The organism is Kribbella sp. NPDC026611 (genome assembly GCF_040638345.1).
Lineage (GTDB): Bacteria > Actinomycetota > Actinomycetes > Propionibacteriales > Kribbellaceae > Kribbella.
Genome location: NZ_JBEZYC010000008.1, coordinates 369,064 through 394,606 on the forward strand (window position 1 = coordinate 369,064; position 25,543 = coordinate 394,606).

General features: G+C 69.2%; 23 protein-coding genes and 2 pseudogenes. 17 read left to right on the forward strand and 8 right to left on the reverse strand.

Features of this window, described 5'->3' with window-relative positions:
• Positions 1–40 precede the first annotated feature (40 nt).
• The 8 genes and pseudogenes from AB0E69_RS31095 to AB0E69_RS31130 all read left to right on the forward strand — a co-directional run bounded on the left by AB0E69_RS31095 (position 41) and on the right by AB0E69_RS31130 (position 10,422).
• On the forward strand, positions 41–856 hold the full coding sequence (locus AB0E69_RS31095) for an SDR family oxidoreductase (RefSeq protein WP_360154117.1): 816 nt from the start codon (positions 41–43) through the stop codon (positions 854–856).
• Positions 857–1,176: 320 nt separating this feature from the next.
• A pseudogene (locus AB0E69_RS31100) lies at positions 1,177–1,401 on the forward strand (hypothetical protein); the annotation flags it as partial.
• 94 nt (positions 1,402–1,495) lie between these two features.
• Positions 1,496–2,320: a c-type cytochrome gene (locus AB0E69_RS31105; protein WP_360154120.1), complete on the forward strand. Its 825-nt coding sequence runs from the start codon at positions 1,496–1,498 to the stop codon at positions 2,318–2,320.
• A gap of 224 nt (positions 2,321–2,544) precedes the next feature.
• Positions 2,545–5,109 (forward strand): LuxR C-terminal-related transcriptional regulator, encoded by a 2,565-nt coding sequence (locus AB0E69_RS31110; RefSeq protein ID WP_360154123.1) that lies wholly within the window; start codon positions 2,545–2,547, stop codon positions 5,107–5,109.
• 85 nt (positions 5,110–5,194) lie between these two features.
• Complete coding sequence (locus AB0E69_RS31115; protein WP_360154126.1) at positions 5,195–5,677, forward strand: DUF1269 domain-containing protein; 483 nt, start codon at positions 5,195–5,197, stop codon at positions 5,675–5,677.
• Positions 5,678–5,692: 15 nt separating this feature from the next.
• Positions 5,693–7,192 carry a leucyl aminopeptidase family protein gene (locus AB0E69_RS31120; RefSeq protein ID WP_360154129.1) on the forward strand — a complete coding sequence of 500 codons (1,500 nt, stop codon included), beginning with the start codon at positions 5,693–5,695 and terminating at the stop codon, positions 7,190–7,192.
• Positions 7,189–8,856, forward strand: a complete 1,668-nt coding sequence (locus AB0E69_RS31125) for an AbgT family transporter (protein ID WP_360154132.1) — start codon at positions 7,189–7,191, stop codon at positions 8,854–8,856. The genes AB0E69_RS31120 and AB0E69_RS31125 overlap by 4 nt, the downstream gene beginning before the upstream one ends.
• A 6-nt stretch (positions 8,857–8,862) precedes the next feature.
• Complete coding sequence (locus tag AB0E69_RS31130) at positions 8,863–10,422, forward strand: SLC13 family permease (RefSeq protein ID WP_360154135.1); 1,560 nt, start codon at positions 8,863–8,865, stop codon at positions 10,420–10,422.
• Here the strand turns inward: AB0E69_RS31130 and AB0E69_RS31135 are convergent, their stop codons facing one another.
• The 4 genes and pseudogenes from AB0E69_RS31135 to AB0E69_RS31150 all read right to left on the reverse strand — a co-directional run bounded on the left by AB0E69_RS31135 (position 10,423) and on the right by AB0E69_RS31150 (position 14,601).
• Positions 10,423–10,674: a PDZ domain-containing protein gene (locus AB0E69_RS31135; protein ID WP_360154199.1), complete on the reverse strand. Its 252-nt coding sequence runs from the start codon at positions 10,672–10,674 to the stop codon at positions 10,423–10,425.
• A gap of 147 nt (positions 10,675–10,821) precedes the next feature.
• Positions 10,822–11,499, reverse strand: a pseudogene (locus AB0E69_RS31140) (trypsin-like peptidase domain-containing protein); the annotation flags it as partial.
• 30 nt (positions 11,500–11,529) lie between these two features.
• On the reverse strand, positions 11,530–13,494 hold the full coding sequence (locus AB0E69_RS31145; RefSeq protein WP_360154138.1) for a hypothetical protein: 1,965 nt from the start codon (positions 13,492–13,494) through the stop codon (positions 11,530–11,532).
• 69 nt (positions 13,495–13,563) lie between these two features.
• Positions 13,564–14,601, reverse strand: a complete 1,038-nt coding sequence (locus AB0E69_RS31150; protein ID WP_360154141.1) for a hypothetical protein — start codon at positions 14,599–14,601, stop codon at positions 13,564–13,566.
• 112 nt (positions 14,602–14,713) lie between these two features.
• Here AB0E69_RS31150 and AB0E69_RS31155 point away from each other — a divergent pair, with 112 nt between their 5' ends.
• On the forward strand, positions 14,714–14,929 hold the full coding sequence (locus tag AB0E69_RS31155; protein WP_360154143.1) for a hypothetical protein: 216 nt from the start codon (positions 14,714–14,716) through the stop codon (positions 14,927–14,929).
• 17 nt (positions 14,930–14,946) lie between these two features.
• Here AB0E69_RS31155 and AB0E69_RS31160 read toward each other — a convergent pair whose 3' ends face one another.
• Positions 14,947–15,789 (reverse strand): PhzF family phenazine biosynthesis isomerase, encoded by an 843-nt coding sequence (locus AB0E69_RS31160; RefSeq protein WP_360154146.1) that lies wholly within the window; start codon positions 15,787–15,789, stop codon positions 14,947–14,949.
• 292 nt (positions 15,790–16,081) lie between these two features.
• Entirely contained in the window at positions 16,082–16,378 is a 297-nt protein-coding gene (locus AB0E69_RS31165) for a putative quinol monooxygenase (protein ID WP_360154149.1), read from the reverse strand.
• A gap of 100 nt (positions 16,379–16,478) precedes the next feature.
• Here AB0E69_RS31165 and AB0E69_RS31170 point away from each other — a divergent pair, with 100 nt between their 5' ends.
• Positions 16,479–17,264, forward strand: a complete 786-nt coding sequence (locus AB0E69_RS31170) for an AraC family transcriptional regulator (RefSeq protein ID WP_360154152.1) — start codon at positions 16,479–16,481, stop codon at positions 17,262–17,264.
• A 58-nt stretch (positions 17,265–17,322) separates the two neighbouring features.
• On the forward strand, positions 17,323–18,150 hold the full coding sequence (locus AB0E69_RS31175) for an SDR family NAD(P)-dependent oxidoreductase (RefSeq protein WP_360154155.1): 828 nt from the start codon (positions 17,323–17,325) through the stop codon (positions 18,148–18,150).
• On the opposite strand, the gene AB0E69_RS31180 is transcribed toward AB0E69_RS31175, so the two are convergent.
• Entirely contained in the window at positions 18,147–19,073 is a 927-nt protein-coding gene (locus tag AB0E69_RS31180; protein ID WP_360154158.1) for an aldo/keto reductase, read from the reverse strand. The two genes, AB0E69_RS31175 and AB0E69_RS31180, sit on opposite strands and share 4 nt — an antisense overlap.
• Positions 19,074–19,198: 125 nt before the next feature.
• Between AB0E69_RS31180 and AB0E69_RS31185 the strand changes: the two genes are divergently transcribed.
• The gene (locus tag AB0E69_RS31185) at positions 19,199–20,071 is read left to right on the forward strand and encodes an SDR family NAD(P)-dependent oxidoreductase (protein WP_360154161.1); all 873 of its coding nucleotides are present in this window, start codon (positions 19,199–19,201) and stop codon (positions 20,069–20,071) included.
• 15 nt (positions 20,072–20,086) lie between these two features.
• Here AB0E69_RS31185 and AB0E69_RS31190 read toward each other — a convergent pair whose 3' ends face one another.
• Positions 20,087–20,791 (reverse strand): NUDIX domain-containing protein, encoded by a 705-nt coding sequence (locus tag AB0E69_RS31190; protein ID WP_360154163.1) that lies wholly within the window; start codon positions 20,789–20,791, stop codon positions 20,087–20,089.
• Between the two features lie 70 nt (positions 20,792–20,861).
• On the opposite strand from AB0E69_RS31190, the gene nadC reads away from it, so the two are divergent.
• The 5 genes from nadC to AB0E69_RS31215 form a co-directional block, all read left to right on the forward strand.
• On the forward strand, positions 20,862–21,734 hold the full coding sequence (gene nadC / locus AB0E69_RS31195; RefSeq protein ID WP_360154166.1) for a carboxylating nicotinate-nucleotide diphosphorylase: 873 nt from the start codon (positions 20,862–20,864) through the stop codon (positions 21,732–21,734).
• 16 nt (positions 21,735–21,750) lie between these two features.
• The gene (gene nadA / locus AB0E69_RS31200; RefSeq protein WP_360154169.1) at positions 21,751–22,731 is read left to right on the forward strand and encodes a quinolinate synthase NadA; all 981 of its coding nucleotides are present in this window, start codon (positions 21,751–21,753) and stop codon (positions 22,729–22,731) included.
• Positions 22,728–24,236 (forward strand): L-aspartate oxidase, encoded by a 1,509-nt coding sequence (nadB, locus tag AB0E69_RS31205; RefSeq protein WP_360154172.1) that lies wholly within the window; start codon positions 22,728–22,730, stop codon positions 24,234–24,236. The genes nadA and nadB overlap by 4 nt, the downstream gene beginning before the upstream one ends.
• A gap of 55 nt (positions 24,237–24,291) precedes the next feature.
• Positions 24,292–25,263 (forward strand): zinc-binding dehydrogenase, encoded by a 972-nt coding sequence (locus tag AB0E69_RS31210; protein WP_360154175.1) that lies wholly within the window; start codon positions 24,292–24,294, stop codon positions 25,261–25,263.
• A gap of 116 nt (positions 25,264–25,379) precedes the next feature.
• A partial coding sequence (locus tag AB0E69_RS31215) for a sigma factor (RefSeq protein WP_360151660.1) occupies positions 25,380–25,543 on the forward strand: 164 nt, incomplete at its 3' end.

A 25,543-nucleotide genomic window follows, 5' to 3' on the forward strand; every position in this document is an offset into this window, starting at 1 on the left:
GGGCCTGGTTGCCGGCCGACCGCCGCGGCACGGTCGAAGTATGAAAACTTGGTTCATCACTGGTGCCTCCCGAGGATTCGGACGCGTCTGGGCACAAGCCGCGCTGGAGCGCGGAGACCAGGTCGCGGCGACCGCACGCAACCTGGACGACCTCAAGGAACTGGCCACGCAGTACGGCGACCGAGCGCTGCCGCTGAGGCTCGACGTGACCGATCGCGATGCCGTCTTCGCGGCTGTCGAGCAGGCGACCGAAACCTTCGGACAGCTCGACGTCGTCGTCAACAACGCGGGGTACGGCCTGTTCGGCATGATCGAGGAAACGACCGAGCAGCAGGCGCGCGCCCAACTGGAGACCAACTTCTTCGGTGCGCTGTGGGTAACGCAAGCGGTCCTCCCGGTACTGCGCAACCAGGGCAGTGGGCACATCCTGCAGGTCTCCAGCATCGGCGGCATCGCCGCCTTCCCCACCCTCGGCCTCTACAACGCGTCGAAGTGGGCCCTCGAAGGCCTCAGCGAAGCCCTGGCCGCTGAGGTCGCTCCGTTGGGCGTCAAGGTGACGATCGTCGAGCCGGGGCCCTACGGAACCGACTGGTCCGGCGCATCCGCGGTCCACACGACCCCGATCGACGCCTACGACCCGGTCCGCGAAGCTCGCCGTACCACGGCAGCCGCTCGCACTCCCGCGGCGCCTGACGTCACTGCCGGAGTCGTCCTGCAACTCGTAGACACCGACCAGCCCCCGCTCCGCCTCTTCCTGGGCTCCTACCCCTACCCAGTGGCAGAGAAGGCGTACGCCGACCGCCTCGCGACCTGGACCGAATGGCGCCCGCTCGCGGAGCAGGCGTCAGCGCATTGACCTCCGAGGGAATTGTTTCGCTTCCCCGAGAATCGCAGGGTAGTCGTCATGACCACCGACGAGATTCTCGAAACCCTCCAGAAAGCGTTCGGCTTCGTGCCCGCCGGAGCCACCTCGATGGCCGACCGATCCCCGGATGGCCGCGCTGTCCCGGCTGACGCGCACCCTGATCGAGCAGCGCGGCCACCTGGACGCCGCCGACCTGGAGGCGACGACCCAGGAACAGGTGCTTGAGGCAATCATCGGCGTGGCGATCTCGACGATGACGAACTACACGGTCAACCTGCTGAGCGCCGGCTTCACGCCGCCGCCTCTTCGCCCTCCTCCAGGCCGGTCAGCGAGAGACCCCACCCGAGCCGGCAAACGTACTCCGCCGCATGTTCCACCCCAACGGCGTTCGCCGCCACGTCAGCAACTGGCCGGAGGTCGCCGTCACTACCCTCGGCACACCGCAGGACGTGACCCTGCAAGAGCTCCGGATCGAATGCTTCTTCCCCATGACCCTCGAAACCAGATCAGCCGCTCACCAACTGGCACAGACCTAGCGCACAAGGTGGTGGTGACGGGATCACCTGATTCGGGTGATCTCAGCCAGGGGTGGTTCCTGTCTGCTGGTCGCGGCGACGGGAGGTGGGGCTCATGCGCAACAGACGACTGCCGCGGGGCCTTGTCGTCGCCGGCGCGCTCGTCGTCGTGGGACTGGCGTACGGCGTTGTCGCCCCGGGACCGGCCGGCGGGGCGGACGGACCCCAGTCCCAGCAGGTCGAGGAAGGGCGGAAACTGTTCGCGGTCGGCTGTTCCAGCTGCCACGGTGCACACGCCGAGGGTGGTACGGACGGCGAGGGGCGGCAGGCGGGGCCTTCGTTGATCGGGGTCGGCGCGGCCGCGGTCGACTTCCAGGTCAGTACCGGCCGGATGCCGGCGGCACAGACCAACGCGCAGATCCCGCAGAAGCCACCGGTCTTCACCGAGCAGGAGATCGCAGCGCTCGCGGCGTACGTCGCCTCGCTCGCGCCTGGCCCCGCGATCCCGGCGCCCGAGCAATACGACGTCAGCAAGGTGCCGCAGGCCGAGGTCGCCCGCGGTGGCGAACTGTTCCGGACGAACTGCACCGCCTGCCACAACTTCGCCGGCCGCGGCGGCGCCCTCCCGAACGGCCGCTACGCACCGTCGCTGATGGGGACGTCGCCGCGCAACATCTACCAGGCGATGCTGACCGGCCCGCAGCAGATGCCGGTGTTCTCCGACGATGTCCTGCTGCCCGAGGACAAACGCGCGATCATCGCCTACGTCGTGAGCCTGCAGCAGGCCCCCGACCCGGGCGGGCTCCCGCTCGGCCGCCTCGGACCGGTGTCGGAAGGGCTGTGGGGGTGGCTGCTGGGGATCGGCCTGCTCGTCGTCGTCGCGGTCTGGATCGGCGCGAAGGTCCCGCGCGTCAAGCCGAAGCCATCGGACGACGACTGATCCAGGCTGATCAGGACTGACGAGTACCGGGCCCTGCCGGAATTCGCTCGAACCGGTTAGTCTCGATATTTCAGCCTGGGGAGCAGGTCAAGACCACGCCAGTCGGTCAAGAGCACGGAACGTCGGCCAGGGGAGGGGCGACGCGGGTGACGACCCCGACGCCAGCACACCAGGACTTCGATGGACCGGTTGCCGGAGGAATTCCACGGCCGCCGCTGACGCTCGTGTCCAGGCAGCGCCTGCATTCGGCGCTCGACCTCGGCGCCTGCTCGTCGCTGACGATGCTGGTCGCACCGGCAGGCACTGGCAAGACGGTGCTGCTGTCCGACTGGGTAGCTCGTCGGCAACGGTCCGGTGACCCGGTGGTCTGGGTACCAGGGCAACGACCCGACTCGCTGGCTCTCGCGCTCCACCAACTCGCCAGTGACGACACAGCCGCTCCGGACCCGATCGTCGTGGACGATGCACACTTGCTGCCGGCCGAGACGGTCGCGGAGCTGGCCCAGGTACTGCGAAAGGCGCCGCACTCGGTCCGGCTGCTGTTGGCGAGCCGGTACGACCTGCCGCTACCGGTGCCAGAGCTCGAGCTGCACGGCCTGGCACTGACCCTGCGATCGGGCGACCTGCGCTTCAGCGACAGCGAGGCGGCCGAGCTTGTCCGGGCGCACGCCCAGCATGCGACCTCGGAGGACGTGCAGCTGCTCCAGCAACGGACCGCAGGCTGGGCTGCCGCGCTGGTTCTCGCGGCACGCGCCCTGGCGACCTCCGGTGACGCCGTCTGGCCGTTCGCCAACCAGCGACCGGTGCTCGACCTGCTGCTGGGCGAGACCGTCAGCACGTTGGACACGCGGGTGCAGGCGATGCTGCTCAGTACGTTCGGCGCGCGGACGATGACCGCCCAGCTCGCGACGATCCTGAGTGGCGACAGCGAGGCAGGCGCGATGCTGGCCGATCTCGCGGGCAGTGGCCTGCTGGTGACGGCGTACGGCGACGGCCCGGGCGGACCGCAGTACCGCTATCACCCGCTGCTCGTCGAGCTGCTCCGGCGACGTGCGGCCGCCGACACCGACGCCGCGCGCATGGTCGTGGCAGCGCAGCACCGGTCGGCGACGTACTTCGAGAACCGGGGCGACGGCGCGACCGCGTTGCGGAGCGCTCTCGGTGCGGACGATCCGGCGCTGGTGGCTCGGATCCTGCTGGTCCACGGTCCGGAGTTGCTCGCCCGCGGCGACCTCGCGCTCGTGACAGCGGGCTTCGAGTCCCTGCCGGACGTCGACGAGTACCCGCACCTGATCGGAGTGCGTGGACTGCTGCGCCGGCTGACGGGTGATGTCGCCGGCGCGGTCCTGGACGCTGCGTCGGCCGATCGGGTCGCTAACGCGTCGAAGCCGCCGGAGGACGACGCGTTGGCGGCGGACGCGGCGCTGCTGCACCTGTGGGAGTCCCGGTACGGCTGGCACGACGTGCGGGCTGCGATCAGCCAGGCGACCTCACTGCTGACGCTCGATCCGGACGGCGGCGGCCGGGCCGTGCTCGGCGCCGAGCGGCTGGCGTGGCTGCTGATCGAACTCGCCGCCGCCGAGATCTGGGCCGACGAGCTGGACGACGCCGTGCGGCACCTCGACGAGGCCGTGGTCACCGGACGGATGGCGGGACACGCGCGGTTGATCGCGGGTGGACTCGCGCACCGAGCCGTCGCGCAGTACGTGCGCGGTCAGGTGCAGAACGCGGGCCAGTCGGCGCAGGCGGCGCTCGACGTAGCCGGAGAGGACGGGCTGCCGCCGGAGTACGCCGTTCGCGCGTACGTCGTACTGGGATTCGCGGCCCTGAGTGAGCTGCACCTGGACGACGCCTGGCAGTGGTACGAACGGGTTGCCGAGATCGAGGTGGCCGACTCCGACACCGTGGTGGCCGGCCTGCGGAAGGTGCTGAACGCCGTACTGCTGATCGAGACCGGTCGGCTCGACGATGCATTGACCGCACTCACCGCCGAACTCGCGGCGGCCGGACCGCTGCCGTCGTTCCTGTCCCGGGACCTTGCGCTGCCACGTCTGTGGCTCGCCTTGCTGCTCGGTGACCGGGGCGGAGTCGCGACGCAGCTCGCGGAACTCGAGCGAACCGGGAACACGTCCGAGGTCGAGCTCGTCCAGGCGATCCTGACGATCGGCGAGGACGATCCGCGGTCCGTCGCGGCGACGATCGAGGAGGTGCTCGGCTCGACTGCGGCGTACCTGCCGCTCGCCTCGGCGGCGGGCGCGTTCCGCACGGTTCTGCTCGCCCGTACGTCGAACCACACGGCGGCCGATGCCTCACTCGTGGACACGCTCAACCGGGCGGCGCCGCAACGGCTCCTGCACAGCCTGGTCCAGGCCGGCTACGAACCTGCGTTCCTGGACGTATTGCGCCGGCATCTCGCGGGACCGAGTCCGCACCCGTTCGCGGCCATCACCCTAGAGAAGCTCTCCGGCCATCTGGCCGCCTGGAGCGGCTCGGCCCGGCCGACGTGGCTCGCTCGGACTGGTCCGGACGCGCGGCCGGGGCGCCGCCTCGACGCGGTGGTCAACGGGGCCCACATCCACCTGACGGCTCGCGAGGCCGAAGTACTCGACCAGCTGGCACTCGGTAGCTCGTACAGCGAGATCGCCCAGGCGCTGTTCATCACCGAGAACACGGTCAAGACGCACCTGATGTCGCTCTACCGCAAGCTCGGCGTCGAGAAACGCTCTGCCGCGCTCCGCACCGCCCGCGAGGTCGGCCTGACGACCCCACCAGGAAGCGGGTCATCCTAATCGGAGGAGGCCGGGGCCTGGGGTCGTTGATGGGATGAGGCGGTCCGGCGCGTACGGTGACGCGCCACTCCGGGAGGGACCCGTCATGACCCATCTGGTAGTGCTCGGTCTGGACAGCCGCGAGGACGCCGAACGCGTCGTCGAGCTGACCGAGGAGCTGGCCAAGCAGGAGCTGCTGCAACGCGAGGACGCCGCGATCGCCTACAAGGATGCCAAGGGCAAGGTCCGGATCCAGCAGACGATGAACCTGACCGCAGCGGGCGCGGCCAGCGGTGCGCTCTGGGGAACGCTGATCGGCCTGATCTTCCTGAGCCCGCTCGCGGGCTTCGCCGTCGGTGCCGCCAGCGGTGCGATCGCCGGGAAGCTCACCGATGTCGGCATCAGCGACCAGCTGATCAAGGACGTCGGGCACGAGCTGCAGATCGGCCACGCGGCCGTGTTCCTGCTGGCCCGTTCCGCGACGGTGGACCGGGTCGTGGACGCGCTGAAGCCGTTCGGCCCGACGGTGATCCAGACGAACCTGACGAAGGACCGCGAGGAAGAGCTCGTCCAGGCCCTGCAGGGCTGATCGGGGGAGCACACCATGCCGGACGACTTCGATCCGATTCCCTCCACCCGGTCCCGGCCGACGGTCGGCGTCGGCTCGCTCAAACAGGCCATGACCGAGGCGGACGCGCTGGCGGTCCCGGTCGCGGCCGGCGCGGAGCCGGCCGCCGAGCTCGGCGCCGACTCCGCCGGCCTGGCTGCGGTGGGCTTCACGGCCGACCGCGGTCAAACGCTTGTCCGCGCGGCAACGGACGGCGGCCCGGTCCGCGTTGCCGTCGGCATCGGTACGCCGGACCGCCTGGACGCCTCGCTCGTTCGCGACCTCGCGGCCGAGTTCGCCCGGGCGGTCCCGTGGCACAAGCGGCTCGCCATCGAGGTCCCCACCCCGGCGAGCGGCATCTCGGTCGCGGACTTCGCGCAGGCCGCGACCGAGGGCGTGCTGCTGTCCCGCTGGCGGTACTTCGTCGGCCGCGGCGCGGACGAGCCACTGCTCGAGTCGCTACTGGTCGTGGCCTCCGACGATGATGCCGAGCAGGCAGCCGCTGGTGCGGAACGCGGCCGCGTGATCGCCGCGGCGTACTGCCTCGGCCGGGACCTGGCGAACTGTCCGGCCAGCACGTTGTCGGCGGTCCGGATGGCCGAGGTCGCGCTTGAGGTCGGTGCCGCGACAGGTCTGCGGGTGGAAGTGTTCGACAAGGACCAGCTGATCGAGCTCGGCTGCGGGGGACTGCTCGGCGTCAACCGAGGCAGCGTGGAACCGCCGCGAATGATCCGGCTCCGGTACGAGCCGGCCGACCCGACGGGCCGGATCACCCTGGTCGGCAAGGGGGTCATGTACGACTCCGGCGGCATCAGCCTCAAGCCGAGCGACGAGTCGCACGCCCAGATGAAGAACGACATGACCGGCGCCGCCGCCGTCCTCGCGGCGATGACCGCGTTGCGCGACCTCGGCTGCCCGACGGCCGTCACCGGCTACCTGATGTGCACCGACAACATGCCGTCCGGCTCGGCGATGAAGCTCGGCGACGTACTGCGGATGCGCAACGGCAAGACCGTCGAAGTGCTGAACACCGACGCCGAAGGCCGGCTCGTGATGGCCGACGCGCTCGCGCTCGCCACCGAGGAACCGGTCGACGCGATCGTTGACATCGCCACCCTCACCGGTGCCTGCCTGCGCACGTTCGGCGTCGAGGTCGCCGGTGTGATGGGCAACAGCTCGGAGGTGGTGAGCCAGCTGAAGCAGGCCGGCGAGGTTACCGATGAGCCGGTCTGGGAGCTCCCACTGCACCGTCCGTACCGCTCGCAGCTCGACTCGACGATCGCCGACCTGACGAACATGGGTGGCGTCAACGCGGGCTCGATCACGGCTGCCCTGTTCCTCGAGGAGTTCGTCGACGGCCGCCCCTGGGCCCACATCGACATCGCCGGTACGGCGCAGGCCCCGGCGCCGCGCACGTGGCGGAACAAAGGCGCGACCGGCTCGGGCACGAAGCTGCTGATCGAGTTCGCGCTGGCCTTCACCCCGGTCGAGTCATGAACGCCAAGACGGTCGACGAGCGGCACCGCAAGCCCGGTGGGATGCAACGGGTGCTCGACGGGGTCGAGCGGGTCGGCAACAAGGTCCCGCACCCGGCGCTGATCTTCCTCGCGCTGATCGTCCTGGTCATCGTGCTGTCCCAGATCCTGGCCTGGACCGGGACCAGCGTCACGACCGAGGTCGCCGAACCGGCCACGGTCCAGGTCGCACCGGAGTACCCGCAGGGCACCAGCGTCCCCGGCAACGACGCCCCGCCCGCGGTCGCGGTGCCGGACTTCGAGTTGCACCACGAGAAGATCACCGCCGAGAGCCTGCTGACCGGTGACGGCATCCGCTTCATCTTCACCACCGCCGTGCAGAACTTCAACGACTTCGGGGTGGTCGCGGTCATCCTGGTGGCAATGCTCGGCGTCGGCGTCGCCGAGGAGGCCGGCCTGATCGCCGCGCTGATCCGGAAGATGGTGAAGGTCGCCCCGAAGGGCCTGATCACCTTCATCATCGTGCTGCTCGGCGGCATCTCGAGCGTCGCGTCGGATGCCGGGTACCTGGTGCTGATCCCGCTCGGCGCGGCCGCGTTCGCGTCGCTCGGCCGGCACCCGCTGGCCGGGATCGCGGCGGCGTACGCCGGGGTCAGCGCGGCCTTCTTCGTCAACATCCTGATCACACCGGCGGACGGCATCATCACCGAGGTGACCAACGAGACGATCGAGCTGGTCACCCCCGACATCCACCTGAACGTCACCCACAACTTCTTCTTCGGCATCGCCGCGACGCTCTTCTGCGCGCTGGTGATGACCGTGATCACCGAGCGGCTGCTCGAGCCACGGCTCGGCAAGTACGACCCGGCCGAGGCGCCGTCCGACGCGCCCGTCGACCACCAGCCGACCGAGGAGGAGCTCGCGCTGGAGTCCCGCGGTCTGCGCTGGTCGGTGTACTACCTGCTGATCGCCGCCGCGATCGTGTCCGCGCTGACCTTCATCCCGGGCGCGCCGCTGCGCAACCCGGACACCGGCGAGATCTTCGGGTCGTCGCCGTTCATGAGCAGCCTGCTCTTCATCATCTCGATGCTGTTCCTCGCCGCGGGGCTCGGGTACGGGCGCGGCGCCAGGTCGCTGACCGGCAGCACGAACGTGATCAACGCGATCGTGAAGACGTTCAACGGGCTCGGCGGCCTGATCTTCCTGATGCTGCTGATCGCCCAGTTCATTGCCTACTTCAACTACTCGAACATCTCCACGCTGGCCGCGACCGGACTGGCCGACCTGCTCGAGCAGGCCAACATCGGCGCGCTGCCGCTGCTGGTCGGGTTCATCCTGCTGGTCTTCGTGATCGACCTGATCATGCCGGGCGTGATCCCGAAGTGGGCGATCCTGGCGCCGATCTTCATCCCGCTGTTCTACCGGCTGGGGATCGCGCCGCAGACCGTGATCGCGGCGTACCGGGTCGGCGACGGACCGGCCAACGTGATCACGCCGCTGATGGTCTACCTGCCGTTCATCGTGCTGGTCTGCCAGCGGTACCGGAAGAAGGCCGGTCTCGGCACGGTGGTGTCGATGATGCTGCCGTACACCGGGATCGTCCTGGTTGCGTGGACCCTGTTCTACGTCGCGTGGTACCTGATCGGGATTCCGTGGGGTCCGGGCGCGCCGGTGCACCTCGGCTAGGCGGCGATGGACGACGGCACGGTGAGCCTGCTGGTCCTCGGGCTCACCGTCGTGGTGTTCGTGTGGAACCGGCTGCCGGTCGACGTGGTCGCGCTGCTCGCGGCGCTCGCGCTGTGGGCGACCGGCCTGCTCGGCTTCACCGAGGTCGTCGCGGGCTTCGGGGACCCGGTGGTGATCTTCATCGCCGCGCTCTTCGTGGTGAGCGAAGGCATCGACTCGACGGGTGTCACCGCCTGGGTCGGCCAGGCCATCGTCAGGTACGCCGGTACGACGCGGAGCCGGCTGCTGATCGCTGTCACCAGCCTCTGCGCGGTCCTGTCCGCGCTGATCACGCTGAACGGCGCGGTCGCCGCGCTGCTGCCACTCGTGGTGATGCTCGCGGTACGGATCGGCCAGCCACCGTCGCGAATGCTGATGCCGCTCAGCTTCGCCGGCAGCGCGGGTGCATTGCTGATGCTGACCGGTACGCCCGTCAACATCATCGTCTCGGACGCGTCGGCGGATGCCGGTGAAGGCCCGTTCGCCTTCTTCTCGTTCGCGCTGGTCGGAGTACCGCTGGTGGCCGGCACGATCGCGATCTCGGTACTGCTCGGTCCTCGGCTGCTGCCGTCCGCGCGGCCCGCGCACCCGGCCGTGGACTTCGCCCGGCATGCCGAGACGCTCGAGCTGCACTACGCGCTCGGCGGTACCGAAGAGTTGATGAGCCGGGACTCCGGCGTCGTCGAGGCGGTCGTCCCACCGCGATCATCGCTGATCGGCGAAACGGTGTACTCGGGGATGCAGCGTGGGGCGGATCTGGTGATCGTCGCGGTGCAGCGGATGGGCAAGGACCGCGGCGGCAAGCCCACCCAGCTTGCCGAAGGGGATGCGCTGCTTGTTCGCGGCCCCTGGTCCGCGCTGGACGAGCTGACCCGCGACCGCGACATCCTGCTCGTCGACTCGCCGGAGCTGATCCGTCGGCAGGCCGTGCCGTGGGGACGCCGGGCCTCGATCGCCGTGACGATCCTCGGCGCGATGGTGGTGCTGCTCGCGACCGGTGCCGTACCACCCGCACTGGCGGGGCTGCTCGCGGCGCTGGCGATGGTCCTGACCAGGGTCGTCCGGCCGGCGCAGGCGTACCGCGCGATCTCCTGGCAGATCGTCGTCCTGATCGGTGCCCTGATCCCGTTGTCGGCGGCGATCCGGACCAGCGGCGGTGCCGACCGGATCGCCGACCTGATCATCGACGCGATCGGCCCGGGACGCCCGTACCTGTTGCTGCTCGCGCTCTTCGTGCTGACCACCGTCCTCGGACAGGTGGTGAGCAACACGGCCACGGTCCTGATCGTCACGCCGATCGCCGTCGCGGCCGCGCACGGCACGGGTACGTCGGTCCGCCCGGTGCTGATGCTGATCGCGGTCGCCGGTGCGGCGTCCCTGCTGACACCGATCTCGACGCCGGCGAACATGATGATCATGAGCCCGGCCGGATACCGCTTCGGCGACTACTGGAAGCTCGGGCTGCCGGTGCTGGGGTGGTGGTTGCTTACGGCAATGATCGTCATCCCGCTGGTCTGGTCGTTCTGACTACGCGAGGGTCAGGGTCGCGGTGGCCGCCGTACCCGCTCGTTGGTACTCGAGCTTGACGGTGTCGCCGGGCCGGCGAGTGAGGGTCGCGACGACGATCTGCTCGCTGCTGACGGCCGGCGCGCCATCGATCGCGGTGATGATGTCGCCCGCGCGCAGTCCGGCCTTGACCGCCGGGCCGTCGGCCGCGAGGACGAACAAGCCCGGCGGCGTACCGGCGGACTTTGCGGCGGCGGGCGGAATCTCCTGCACCTGGAGGCCGGTGGTCGGATGGTTCGCTGCTCCGGTGGCGATGATCTGCTCGGCGATCGGCATCGCGAGGTCGACCGGGATCGCGAAGCCGAGGCCGACGCTGCCGCCGCCGCTGACTCCCGCGGAGTTCGGGACCGTGGCGATCGCCGCGTTGACGCCGACCAGGTGGCCGTCGCAGTCGACCAGCGCGCCGCCGCTGTTGCCTGGGTTGATGGCGGCATCGGTCTGGATCGCCCCGACCAGGTGGTGGGTCACGCCGTCGCCCGGGACCGGCACGTAGCGGTCCAGCGCGCTGACGATGCCGGAGGTGACAGTGCTGCTCAGGCCGAGCGGAGCACCCAGGGCGACGACCGGCTGGCCGACCTGGAGGTCCTTCGAGGAACCGATCGTTATCGGTGGGAACGGGTCGTCGGCTGACTTGAGCACCGCGAGGTCGGTGCTCGGATCGGTGCCGACGATGGTGGCAGCCGAGCTGTGGCCGTCGGTGTACAGCACGGAGACGGCACCGCCGGGGGCAGTGGCGACCGAGATGACGTGGTCGTTGGTGAGGATGTAGCCGCCCTGCTTGATCACCTGCCCGGAGCGGGTACCGCTCTGGCTCCCACGCCGCGCGGCGATCGTCACGACCGACGGCAGGACGTGGTTGGCGATCGGGACCGCCGGACACATCGCGATCGGGGTGTTCGCCGACGCGGTTGTGGCGTTTGAGCCGTTGCCGCGGACCTCGAGAAAGATCAAGGCGGTGATGAGGGCGCCGACGACCAGACCTACGGCGGCGGCGAGGAGTGGCAGTCGTTGGGCAGGGTGGGTGTCTGCCTCGGCCATCTCGGCCTCCTCGGATCCGCTCCGGAGTCCTCAGGAGTCGGCGCGCACCTGGACTCCCTGCTCGCCGTCCCGAGAATAGGTTTCCGGTCCGCCGGCCGGTTCCCCCGCGGCGGGTGAGGGCGGGGGCGTCGCGACGCGGTCGAAGTACAGGTAGGCAACGGCTGTGGCGGCGAGCGGCATGGCGATCGCGAAGATGACGGACGAGATCACGTCGACGAGGACGGGCGACCAGTCGGTGGCCAGGAGCAGCACGATGCCGGTGATCGGGCCGGCGGCGAGGGCCAGGCCGACAACAAGCGCCAGCGGACCTGCGGTTCGCCACCACCTGCGCCGGACGAGGCGGCGGCTGCGGCGCAGCGCCGTACCTCCGTTGAGGTGTTCGGCAACCAGGGCCTGCACGGCGAACGCGCGACTCACGGCGTAGTAGACGGCCAACGGGATCGTCGCGACGAAGATCGTCAGCACGAACAGAACGACGACGTACTGCGTGGCAGCGCGCGCGAGCGGCCGGCGGATGTCGACGACGTACCGGAGCGCGGCCGTCGCGGTGACCGGGTTGCCGCGATCCAGTTGGTCGAGCGTCCGCATCACGGCCGCCAGCAGGACCGTGTACGCCGCGATCGTGATGATCGTGACCGCCAGCGCGAGCGCGGACGCCCAGAAACCGGTCGCGTCCTCGGTCGGTGCACCGAGATCGATCGGGGCGTCGCGCCGTTCGGCCTGCAGCCTCGCCAGGCTGACGGTGATCAGGCCGAGGACGGCGAAGGCCGCGCTGAACCCGCCGAACAGGGCGGGGCGATGCCGGAACAGCTGGACCGACGCCGTCACGGTCTGGCCCCACGCTCGGCGGCGGCGCGCGGGGAGTGGATCGGCATCGGTCCAGCGGGTGCGGCTTGCGACGTACCAGATGACTGCGACCAGCACGGCAATCAGCAGCCCGAGCAACCAGGCGTGGTTGAGCGTCTCGCGGACGAGGTTGGAGCCGGTGGCGACCGCGGAGCAGAAGACGCCTGTGCTGCTCGGACCGAGAAGCGAGCCTGCCGGTACGACGGTGCTGTCGTCGCGCCAGGTGTTCTCCGCGTCCTGGATCGGCGCGGTCCAGGACGCCTTCATGTTCGGCCCGGTCGGTCCGTCGAAGAACGAGCGCTGCCGCTCACCCCACCGGCCCTGGAACGCGAGCCACGGATACTCCTGCACGTAGTCCGCCATCGGGACGTACGCCACCTTCGGGGTGATCCCCGCTTGCGGCCGGGTGGTGTCGTCGCAGCCCAGACCCTCTGAGCCGCGGCCGAGGTACAGGCGCTGGCCGTACTTGTTGGCGTGCGAGCCGGCTGCTGGATAGACGACCGGGTGCGTCCCACCGGCCAGCTCGAGTTTGGCGTCACCCCAGCGCGCGCGCTCGGCCCCGCCGTGCTGGCTGTAGCCGACGGCGGTCGGGTTCGTCGTCAGCGCGGCCTCCGGGGTCGCGACATCGAAGACGAGCTGGATCGACTCCCAGTCGCCCTCGTGGGTGTTGTTGTAGTCGTTGAAGACGTAGAAGAACCAGTACTCCAGCGAGAGTTCGCCGGGGTACGCCGGATCCGTGGCGACGTGGGCGTAGACGGTCGCGGGGTGGTTCGCATCGATCCGCGCGGACCAGTCGGCGTAGTCGCAGCCGGGGCGCAGCGGATCGCCGGGGAAGTCGAGGAAATGGCCTGGATAGCCCAGACCGAGGTCCTTCGCCGTCGGCTCGGTCTTGATCAGGTCGGGCGGACGCCACGGGCCGCGCAAGGCGACCTCTTGGCTGTCGAGCACGCCTTCGACGGCGGTCGGGCGGAACTGTTCGCCCCTGCACGGCGACGTACTCTGCTGCATTCTGACCACCGGGGCGTACCGGTCGGCGAGTTGCTCGGCGGCGGTGTCATCCGGGCCGCTGGCCTTGGCTTGTCCGGAGCCGCAGAGCACGATCAACGCCGACAGGGCGAGCGTGACCGTGGTCCGGACGGTTGCCGTCATAGCGACAGGATGCGTGGGGCGGGGCCTGCCGCGCACCATCCCACGCCGACCTGAGATCCGGCCGCAAGCTCACCCGGTTCGGGTGATGCCCCCGGCGGCAGCTGTGGTACGGCGCCAGATCAGGATCGTGAGCAGACCGACGACGATCGGTACGAACTGCACTGCGACCCGGCAGACGATCAGCCCGGCCATCAGGGTCGTCGTCTCGATCGCGCTGTGGTCGGACACGAAACTCACGTACGTCGCCTCCAGCACGCCCGCGCCCATCAGCGGCAGACCGGTCAACGGGTAGATGACGAGGAAGCTGCAGGCGAGCAGGAGCAGTACCGGTCGATCCATCCGGACGCCAACGAACGCGAGACTCAGGATCAGGACGCCTGCCTCGGCGACGATCAGCGCGAGCAGGTTGAGGCTCACCAGCCCGCGTCTTCTCCGCATGATGCCGGCGCTGTGCTGCTGGAAGGTGACGAACCGGTGCGCCCAGGCGTCCGGTCCGCGGCTGGAACGACGTACACGCTGCACCAGGCGACCGAGGAGCCGGCCGAGCGCTGCGGCGGTGCGTTCGGCTCTGAGCGCGTACAGGAGACCGCCGAGGAGCGCGGCCGCGCCGGCGCCGAAGACCAGCGCCGACCACGCGAACGGCGCGTAGAAGGTCTGTGCGATCCAGAACACCACGAAGCCGAGCGCGGGCGCGGCCAGCCGGGCGACGTAGAACAGCAAGGTGCTGAGGGTGAGGCCGGATGCCGCTTGCGTGGTCCCGATGCCCCAGGACCGCAGCATGGCCAGCCGGATCATCACGTCACCCGGTGCGGGCGCGATCATCGCGACGGCTGTGGCCGCGACGTCGTTGACCATCGCCTTGACCGGTCGGAGTCCGTCGACGAGGAGTGCCAGCGGGCTGGCGACCACGAAACGGCGTACCACCATCGCGACCAGGAGTACGCCGATCTGCCAGCCGGCCAGGTGGGTGAGGCCGTAGCCGACCTCGCTCCAGTCGACGCCACGCAACAGGCGGAGGAGCAACCAGACGACCACCACGATCAGGACGACCCGGCCGAAGCGCAGGAGCGGCTTCGGGATCCGCCGCCGTACCGGAGTGGAGGTCACACCCCAGGCTGTGGTGCTCGGGTGCGGCGGGCATCCCACGGCGCGGGGGATGCTGCCGTGGGGCTTTGTGGCAGAGAGTCGACTCGGGGTCCCGAAAGAGGGGTGTGTTCCCATGGGCCACTACGTCATCCGGGTGCGGGGCAGCCTGTCGCGCGACCTGACCGACGCGTTCCCGTCCCTGACCGCCGCCCCCGAGCCCGCCCAAACGGTCCTGCACGGCTACCTCGCCGACCAGGCCGCCCTGGCCGGCATCCTGAATCACCTCGACATGCTCGGCATCAGCATCCTCGAGGTCCTCCAGGTCCCACCCCCCGAACCCCCGGGGTGATGTGGACGGCCAGCCCGTCAGTCGAGGTGGTGCCGGCCGGAGATTGTCGCGGTGCCGCCTACTTCGACGATCGGAGTGCCGGGCGATCCGGTAACCGTGGCGGTCATGGTCGCGGGCTGGCCCAGGGAGTCGCCCATGTCCACTTGCAGCTTCGAGTGCCCACGAGTCGACAGATGTGCCGCCGCACACGCTGTGCTGTTGGCATTGGCGATGTCTTCTGGAACACCGATGGACGGAGCGAACATGCGGGCTACGGTGTGGCCGTCAGACGACGGTGTGACGTAGACGTAGCAGCCGAGCAGGTCGAGCCGATCGGTGACCGCCTGCAGCGTTGGCATGTCGGGCGCCAGGTTCGCGAGCGTCTGCCGGTCGGCGAGCTCGACCAGCAGACGCGGTCGTCCGACGGAGGCGACGTGGCATCCGGCGACCTCGGCGCTGACTCGTAACGCGGACAGAATCGGATCAGCTTCCTCGATGGTCGCGGCACGCAGGTCGATCGGGCCGGGCTCGAAGGCCGCGCTGTAATGGCCCGCATTGCCGATGGCGTGACCCGGCAAGGATCGTGTCGTCGAATGCAGTACTCCGTCGTACCGGTCGTTGCCGCTGCGCTGGGCCAGTACCGCGAGTGCGGCTACCGTGCCGTGGCCACAGGCGGGGAGCTCGCCGGTCGAGGTGAAGAACCGCAGCCTGACTGCCGCGGGATCCTGCGCGGCTATGAACACCGCCTGGGATGCTCCGACCGCCCCAGGTACCGTCCGCCGCGCAGCGTCACTCAAGTCGCCGTCCTCGACCACCGCGGTCCGGCTCCCACCGCGTCCCGACCGCAGACACGCCTGCACGACAGTCACCTCGAGACTCACGACCGGTCCTCCCTCCTCGGGCGTCAGCCGTCGTCGAGCTTTACCGCCAGCGCCTCCACATTCTCGTCGATCCGCCCCGGACGAGTGGTGCCGGGGATCGGAACGGCTCCCGGACACCTCCTCCTCACCAGGCCAACGCGACCTGAGCCGGCGTCGCGTCAAGGATTCGGCTCCACAACGAATACTCGCTCTGGACGGCGGTGATCGGGTGTACCGCGTGCGCACGGCGAATCGTCTCGGGCGCAGCCACTGAGCCCGTCACGCCGCGTTCGAGAGCCAGTTCCAGTCGATGTCACGAAGGAATGGAATCAGACACTTCGGTCCCGAACTCGACCTGCGGTTCACCGGTCAACAGTTCCGGCACGCTGGCAAGAAATGCGGACACGTACGGCGTAGCGAAGTGCGCATCGCAGGCGGACTGGTCAACATAACGCTCGAAGACCAAGAAAACTCCGTCGTCCCCACGGAATACCCCGTAGTCGACCGAACCCCCTTCCTCCCGCGTCAGGCGCTTCAGTTCGAGAAGCACCTGCTGAACCTCGCTCACGCGCTCCGGACGCGCCTTCAGGATGGCGAATACTGTGGTCATGGCGACCATGGTCGTCGTCACCCGGGAGGAGCAATAGGAAAAAGCGGCCATCGACCGGTGCCGTGAACCAGATAGAATAGGTGGCATGCGCAGGACGTTTGTGCCGGTCGGGCAGGCGCTCGCGCGGTACGTCGATCGGATCTGGACCTGGGAGGGCGATCCGAGCGAGCTGCCGGCACTGTTGCCTGGCACCGGCGCGGAGTTGATCTTCCATCGAGGTTCGCAGGTCACTGCACATGGTGCGGACGGTCCGGTCGCGCTACCTCGGGCTCACCTGCTGTGTATGCGCCGGGAGCGGTGGACTTTGAGGGCTGATGGGATGGTGGCGTTCACCGCCGTCCGCCTGCGCGCCGGTGGCCTTGCCTACTTGACTGACCACCCCGTGGAAGACCTGATCGACCGGGCCGTCGACATCGATGACCTTCTGGGCCCCGCCGGTCGGCAGCTCACCTCTGCGTTGAACGGCGCTGGTGACCTCGCGGTGCGTGCCGCCAGGGCCGAGCAAGTACTCCGTCGACAGCCGGCCCCGCGCAGAGATCCGCGGATCATGGCCGCCGTTCACCAGCTGTACCGACAGCCAGCTTCGACCTCGCTCCAAGATCTAGCGCCGGCGTTGGGCGTCAGCACCCGGCACCTACGTCGAGGATTTTCGGCGGTCGCCGGCGTGTCACCCAAGGAATTCCAGCGGCTCGTTCGATTCCAGCAGGTGATCCGGACGATGCTCCTCAAGGCGCCGGCGAGCGCAGTCCCCGTCGCGTTGGCCGTCGGCTACTACGACCAGAGCCACTTCATCAAGGAGTTTCACCGTCTGGCCGGCGAGAGTCCTGGCCGAATGCTAAGCCGGCCCCAACCACACTTCTATTTGCCGAGCCTGCCCCGACCATAGATCATCGGAATTTTGTCCGCTTGACCTAGAGCGCGGTCTAGCGCCTAGCGTCTTTGGGGTGGCTAACCAATCTATTCACTCCGACTTCGGCGGCAACAGCACTGCAGCTGAAGTCATGTCCACCGTCGACCTCGCGGGCCGGTTGGCCTTGGTGACCGGGGGATACTCGGGCCTGGGGCTGATCTTGACCCGTGAGCTTTCCCGGGCCGGTGCTGACGTTGTCGTCCCCGCTCGACGACCGGAGGCCGCAGAGCAGGCGCTCGACGGCATCGAACGGGTCGAGGTCGAACAGCTGGATCTCGCCGATCTCGCGTCCGTCCGCGCCTTCAGCCAACGGTTTCTGGAGCGGCACGACAGGCTGGACCTCCTGATCGCGAACGCCGGTATCATGGCCTGTCCCGAGACACGCGTCGGCGCCGGCTGGGAGGCGCAGTTTGCGACCAATCACCTTGGCCATTACGCCTTGACCTGTTTGCTGTGGCCGACGTTGCGCTCCGCCGCGGGCGCTCGGGTGGTGTCCGTCGCCTCGGGATGGGATCCGGCCTGGTCCATTCGCTGGGACGACGTTCAGTTCGAGCGCGGGTACGACAAGTGGGCTGCCTACACCCAGTCCAAACTCGCCAACATCCTCTTCGCCCGCCACCTCGACCGGCTCGGCGCTGAGGCCGATGTCCACGCCTTTGCGGTCAATCCCGGCTACATCCTCACTCCGCTCCAACGACATCTGGAAATCGAAGAGATGATTGCGGCAGGCTGGATCGACCAGGAGGGCACTGCCACGCCGGGCTTGTTCAAAACCCCCGAGCAGGGCGCGGCCACGACGCTGTGGGCCGCCACGTCACCGACACTTGCAACACACGGCGGCGCCTACTGCGGCGTGGCTTAGGTGATGAGCGCGAGCACCGCGTGCATCTCTTCGGCAGTGAGCGGGCCTTGGGCCTCGGCTGTGAGGCACTCGGTTAGTTCGGCGCGGTTCTTGACGCCGAGTACTACCGTCGCCACCCCGGGCACGCTGAGTGCGTAGCGGTGCGCCAGCGTTGCGGGGGTTTCGCCGAGTTCGGCTGCTAGCTTGCGGAAAGGCTCGGCTCGCGCGAAGTCCACGGCTGCCGGGTGATCGGGGGGCGCATCCCGGTCGAGCGTCGAGGTCAGCGAGCCCGCCGCGACTGCGCGGATCCCGATGACCCCCACCCCATTGCTGTTGGCCAGCCGCCGGATCGCGTCGTTCGCCGGCGGCACCCCGTCGAAGACCCAGAGGTCGCCGACCATGTCCATCGGGTTGACGATGACCTGCGCCGCGTCCGGCCTCGGCGCCTCCCGCAAGGCGTCGAGCACGGTGTCCGGATGCCCGATTGCGGTGATGCCCCAGGCCCGGATCAGCCCCTCATCACGCAACCGCTCGAACTCGGGCAGCACATCGTCACGGTAGTGCCGCCAGGCGATTGTCCCCGGGTGCGTCCGGTCGCGCGGGCTCAGATGCGTGTGCAGCAGGAACAGGTCGACGTGGTCCCGCCGCAGCCGGGTCAGGCTGTCGTGCAGACTGCGCCGGATGTCGTCGTCGCCGTTCTGCGAGTGCACCTTCGTAGTGATCATGACGTCGTCCGACGGCCGCAGCGCCTCGCCCGCCGCCCGCTCCGACTCCGAGTCCGTGCCGTAGCCCGGCGCGAGGTCGAGCATGGTGATCCCGCCGTCGATCGCGGCGCGGATGGTCGCCACCGCCTCGGCGCGGCCGGTGCGGCCCCAGACTCCCGCGATGCCGCCCCCGCCGAGCGTGAGCGCGCTGACGCGGCCCAGCCGCCCAAATTCTCTCATCTCCACGATGGATTCTCCTCGAATCAGTCCTCCGATCGACCGTAAAACCTAGAGCGCACTCCACCTCAAGACCCGTCCGCGCTGGGCTTGCCTTTGAGTGCGCTCGAATGCCTAGGGTCCAGCACATGACATCGACGAACGACATCAAGACCTGGATCATCACCGGCGCGAGCGCGGGACTCGGGCTTGCGCTGGCCGAGGCAGCGCTCGACGCGGGTGAGCAGGTGGTTGGTACGGCGCGCCGGGCCGGCCGGTTCGATGCGCTCAAGGCCAAGTACGGCGATCGGTTGCTGGCAGTCGAGCACGACGTACGCGACACGTCTGGCGCGGCGGCGGTCGTGCAGCGCGCGCTGGACGTGTTCGGGCGCGTCGACGTACTGGTGAACAACGCAGGGGTGGGGCAGGTCGGGGCCGCCGAGGAAGTCACGGACGACGAGCTGCGAGACATGCTCGATCAGCACCTGCTCGGACCCGCCGCCTATGTGCGAGCGGTACTTCCACACCTGCGAGAGCGCCGTACGGGTGCGATCGTGCAGATGAGCAGCCAGGGCGGGCGGATGTCGTTTCCCGCGGTCGGCAGCTACTCCGCCGGCAAGTTCGCGCTCGAGGGCTGGTCCGAGGCGCTCGCGGGCGAGGTCGCGCCGTTCGGCATTCGAGTATTGATCGTCGAACCCAGCCGTTTCCGCACCGAGTTCAACGCCGCCGACGTGCTCAAGACGGCGGCGCAGAGCACGACGTACGACGGGGTGATCGGTACTGTCCGCGCGAACATGGCGGAGGCCGACGGCGTACAGGAAGGCGACCCGCACCGCGCTGCGGGCGTGATTCGCGACATGCTCGACACGGCGGACGCCCCGCTCCGCCTGCCCCTCGGCGCCGAAGCCGTCCGGAACCTCACCCGCGTGTACCAACAAGCGCTCGATGACGTCCAGAAGTGGGCCGAGGTCAGCGAATCGGCAGACTTCCCCGGCCTGCCGCCGGCCGTCCGCGCATTCTGAGGGCACCCGGGCCGGTCAGCGGGGCGGTCGGAGTACTGCGAAGGGGTCGGTGACGGTCAGCTCGCGGGCGACGAATTTGTAGACGGTCGCGGGCCGGCCGCCGCTCTGACCGGGGGAGGCCCGGCGCTCGGTCGGGTCGATGACGTGGCGCCGGGTCAGGACGCGGGTCAGGTTGGTGGCGCCGAGCTCATACCCCAGCGCGGCGCCGAACAGATCGCGCAGCTCGGCGATCGTGAACTCCAGGGGAGCCAGCGCGAAGCCGATGTTCGTGTAGGACAGCTTGGCGCGCAGCCGACCGACCGCAGCATCGATGAAGTAGTGATGGTCGAACGCGGTCTGCGGCAGATCGTCGACCGGATGCCAGACCGTGTCGGCCGGAAGCACCGGCTGTACGTCGGACGGAACCAGGCCGAGGTACGCCGTCGCCAGGACGCGGGCCCGCGGATCGCGATCGATCGCACTGTGGGTGGCCAGCTGCTCGAGGTGTGCGACGTCGCGGACGTCGACCTTCGTCGCCAGGTGCCTGGTGATGGCGTCCCGGAGCCGCTGCGTGGGCTCCACCCCGCCGCCGGGCAGCGCCCAGCGCCCGCGGTACGGGTCCCGTGCGCGCTTCCACAGCAGGACGCACAACCCGCCGTCCCGGACCGACAACACCACCGACAGCACCTCGTGCGGGTAGCTGGGGAAGTTAACCGGATCACCTTTCTTGGCTGCGGGCACGCCGCCGATGGTAGCGTGCAGCTAGTTATCGCCTCTGAAGCGAAAACCCCACGAGAGGTCGGAGCACGCTATGCCACTGACGATGGAGACGGTCCGGACCGCGGTGACGGCCGCATTGGCCGAGGATCAGGCGGTGGACGACGTCAGCACGCGATGGAGCGTCCCGGCCGAACTAGAGGTCGAGGCGACGGTGGTCGCCAAGCAGGCGGGTCGCGTGGCCGGTCTGCCGCTCCTCCAGGACGTGTTCGCCGCGATCGATCCCACTGTCACGGTGCGGCCGGCTGTTGTCGACGGCGATCCGGTCCGCCCTGGACAGCGGCTCGCGTCGATCAGTGGTACGGCGCGCTCGATCATCACCGGCGAGCGGGTGGCGCTGAACTTCGTCCAGCGGATGTCCGGCATCGCAACCCTCACAGCAGCCTTCGTGGCCGCGATCGGAGCGCGCCCGGTCCGGCTCCTCGACACCCGGAAGACGGCGCCCGGCCTCCGGGCCATGGACAAGTACGCCGTCAGCTGTGGCGGCGGTACGAACCACAGGCTCGACCTGGCCGCCATGGTCCTGCTCAAGGAGAACCATCTCGCCGCGGCCGGCGGCATCCTCCCGGCCGTACGCCGGGTCCGGGACGGCATGACCGCGGAAGGCAGAGGGATGGCGATCGAGGTCGAGGTCACCACCGCGGCGGAAGCCCGCGAAGCGCTGGACTGCCACGTCGAGTGGATCCTGCTGGACAACATGCCGCCCGCGGAGATGGCGCAGATCGTCGAGCGGCGCAACGCCTCCGGATCCACTGCGCAACTCGAAGCCTCCGGCACCATCACGCTCGACACCGTCGCAGACGTCGCCGCCACCGGTGTCGACGCCGTCTCGGTCGGCGCCCTGACCCACTCCGCCACGGCACTCGACATCAGCCTGCTGGTCGCCCGCGACCACGGCGTCAACTGAGGAAGAAGGAACTGTTGTGACGATTGGTCAGAACACAGCGATCACCTGGCAGGACGAGGTACGCCGCCTCGCCCAGGAGCGCGACGCGGTGATCCTCGCCCACAACTACCAGGAACCGGCGATCCAGGACGTCGCCGATCACGTCGGCGACTCGCTCGCACTGTCGCGGATCGCTGCCGAAACGGACGCCTCCACGATCGTGTTCTGCGGCGTGCACTTCATGGCGGAGACCGCCAAGCTTCTCAGCCCGGACAAGACCGTGCTCATCCCCACTGCTCAGGCAGGTTGCTCGCTGGCCGACACCATCGACGCTGACCAGCTACGGGCCTGGAAGGCCGAGCACCCCGATGCCGCGGTCGTTGCCTATGTCAACACCACCGCGGCGGTGAAGGCCGAGGCCGACGTCTGCTGTACGTCGTCCAACGCGGTCGAGGTGGTGAACTCGATTCCGGCGGATCAGCCGATCCTGTTCCTGCCCGATCAGTTCCTCGGAGCACACGTCCGGCGGCAGACCGGCCGGGACAACATCGAGGTGTGGATGGGCGAGTGCCACGTGCATGCCGGCATCAGCTCGGCCGACCTGCGCGCTCAGGTCGCGGCCGATCCCGAGGCCGAGGTCCTGGTCCATCCCGAGTGCGGCTGCGCGTCGTCCGCGATCTGGCTCGCCGGCGTGGGTGATCTGCCGGCCGAGCGCACCCACATCCTGTCCACCGCCGGCATGCTGGACACTGCCCGCGACCTGACCGCGAAGACGGCCCTGATCGCGACGGAGATCGGCATGCTCCATCAGCTGCGCAAGGTCAACCAGCGGACGAATTTCGTGCCGGTGAACCCGAAGGCCTCGTGCCGCTTCATGAAGATGATCACCCCGGAACTGCTGGTGCGATGCCTGCGGGAAGGCCGCGACGAGATCCAGCTACCGCCCGAGATCGTCGAGCGGGCCCGGCGTTCGGTCGAGCGGATGGTTGCCATCGGCAAGCCTGCGGGTGCTCGGTGACGCGCGCCGTCGACGTGGTCGTGATCGGCTCGGGCGTGGCAGGCCTGTCGACCGCGCTCGGTCTCGCTGCGACCCGCGACGTACTTCTGCTCAGCGCGGGAGACGGCAGCACGCCCTGGGCGCAGGGCGGGGTCTCGGCCGCGTACGGCGCGGACGATCCGCTCGACCACTGGCGGGACACCGACATCGCGGGCGCCGGATTCTGCGATCCGCGCAACGTTCGGGCGCTGGTCGAGGAAGGACCGCAGCGCCTCGCGGAGCTGATCGCCCACGGAGTTCGGTTCGACCGCAACGCCGATGGCTCGCTGTCGAGAACTCTGGAGGGCGGCCACAGCCGTCCCCGGATCGTGCACGCCGGCGGCGACGCGACCGGGGCGGAAGTGCATCGCGCGCTCCGTACCGCAGTGCGGCGAACCAGCGTCCGGACGATGACCGGACGGACCGTCGGCCTGGTCCAGTCGGACTCCGGAAGCATCGTCGGTGTGCTCGTCGAGACCGGCAACCGGCTCACGCAGATCGACGCGCGCGCCGTCGTACTGGCTACCGGCGGTATCGGCAATGCCTACCTGGCGAGCACCAATCCGTCGTCGGTGCGCGGCGACGGCATCGCCCTGGCGTTGCGAGCCGGCGCATCGCTGGTGGACATGGAGTTCGTCCAGTTCCACCCCACAGCGCTGCACACCGGTGAGACGAGTGGTCAGTTGCCTCTGGTCACCGAGGCCGTCCGTGGCGAAGGCGCCGTACTGCGCGATGCCCAAGGTCGCAGGATCATGGACGGATTGCACCCGCGAGCCGATCTGGCTCCGCGGGACGTCGTCGCTCGGGCGATCGAGGCGACGATGCGCCGGGACGGATCCGACCACGTCTGGCTGGACGCGACAGGTGTCGCGCCCGACGTACTCCGGCGGCGGTTCCCGACCGTACTGGCCTCCTGCGCACGCATCGGCGTCGACATGGTGTCCGAGCAGATCCCGGTCGCGCCGGCCGAACACTTCCTGTGCGGCGGCGTTCGCACCGACCGCAACGGCGCAACCGACGTACCAGGTCTGTACGCCGTCGGCGAGGTCGCGGCGACCGGCGTACACGGGGCCAACCGGCTCGCCTCCAACAGTCTGCTGGAGGGACTGGTCTTCGGGCGGCGCGTCGCCACGGCCCTGACCCTCGAGCTCCCCGCGGCGGACTACGGTGGCTCACACGAGGTCGCGCTGGGCGAGGATCGCGAACCGGAGCGGATCCGCACGATCCTGAGCAGGTACGCCGGCATCCGTCGTGACGGCGCTGGTCTGAACGCCGCCGCGGACGAGCTCGAAACCGGCGGCACCGGACCGCTCGCAACGGTGGCGCGGTCCGTCGTCGTGGCAGCGACCGCACGTCAGGACAGCCGCGGTTGCCACTGGCGCTTGGACCATCCCCACTCCGACCATCGCTGGGACGACCACATCGTCGTACGTCTCGACGAGGAAGACCGACCGACGGCCGGGCAACTTCAGCGTTCGGAGGCTTGAGACGACCTTGTCTGCTAGTAGTGGATGTGAAGGTGGTCGACGACAGGAGTGGTGGATGCGCGCGATGATGGTCGAGCAGCCTGGCGGACCGGAGGTGCTGCGGCTGGGAGAACGGCCGAAGCCGACGCCTGGGCCGGGTGAGGTGTCCGTCGAGGTCCAGTACGCCGGCGCCGGGTTCGTGGACACCTTGTTCCGGGCCGGCAAGTTCGGGCTGCCGACGCCGTTCGTGCCTGGGCTGGAGGTGACCGGGCGGGTGCGGGCCATGGGCAACGATGTCCACGGGCTGTCGGTCGGGCAGACGGTCGCGGCGCTGCTCAACGACTTCGGCCGCACGGCTCGCGCAGGCGGGTACGCCGAGGTCGTGGTGGCGCACGCGTCGATGACCTGCGCGCTGCCTCGGCACGTCGATCCCGCGGTGATCGCGGGCGTCCTGATCAACGGCGTCACCGCCTGGCTGGCCCTGCACGATCTCGCGCGACTCGCTGTCACGGACACTGTGCTGGTGCTCGGCGCGAGTGGCGGTCTCGGCGGCATCACCGGCCGCCTGGCCGCACTGCGCCCCGCGCGGCAAGTCATCGCGGTGGTGGGCAGCCCCGGCAAGCGCCAGGCCGTCGTCGACGCCGGCGGCTGGACCGACGTCGTACTGGCCGACGAACTGGACCAGCTGAGTGAGCTCGACGTGGTGATCGACTCAGTCGGCGGTGAGCTCCGCGCCCAGGCCTTTGACCTGCTCGCGCCCTTCGGCCGCATGGTTGTCCTGGGCAACGCAAGCGGTGACGACCGTGCATTGTCGGGCGACGCGTTCTGGCACGGCACCCGCCAGGTCCAGGGCCTCAGCCTCGGCTCGGTGGCCCACCTAATCCCCGACAAGGTCGGCACAGCCCTCCGAGCGGTCGTAGACCTGGTCGCCCGCGACGTCCTCCGCGAGCCGAAGCCCGACGTACAGCCCCTGAAGCGAGCAGCCGACGTACATCGAGCACTGGAGTCCCGCTCGGCCCCCGCCAAGACGGTCCTGGCCGTCAGCTGACAGCAACCCTTGGCGAGGTCGCGGTCCCCGGTGGGTGCGTTCGTTGGCGTGTCCTGAGCCGGCATCGGGCTAATGTTCGCGGTGTGACCGGGACCGTGTTGGCAGGCGACGAGTTCATGCTGCGCGCCGGTCAGTACCGGCCGGAGTTGCTTGCCTACTGCTATCGAATGCTCGGATCGTTGGCCGATGCCGAGGATGTGGTGCAGGAGACTTACGTGCGTGCCTGGCGGGCCTTCGACTCGTTCGAAGAGCGGGCGTCGCTGAGGGCCTGGTTGTATCG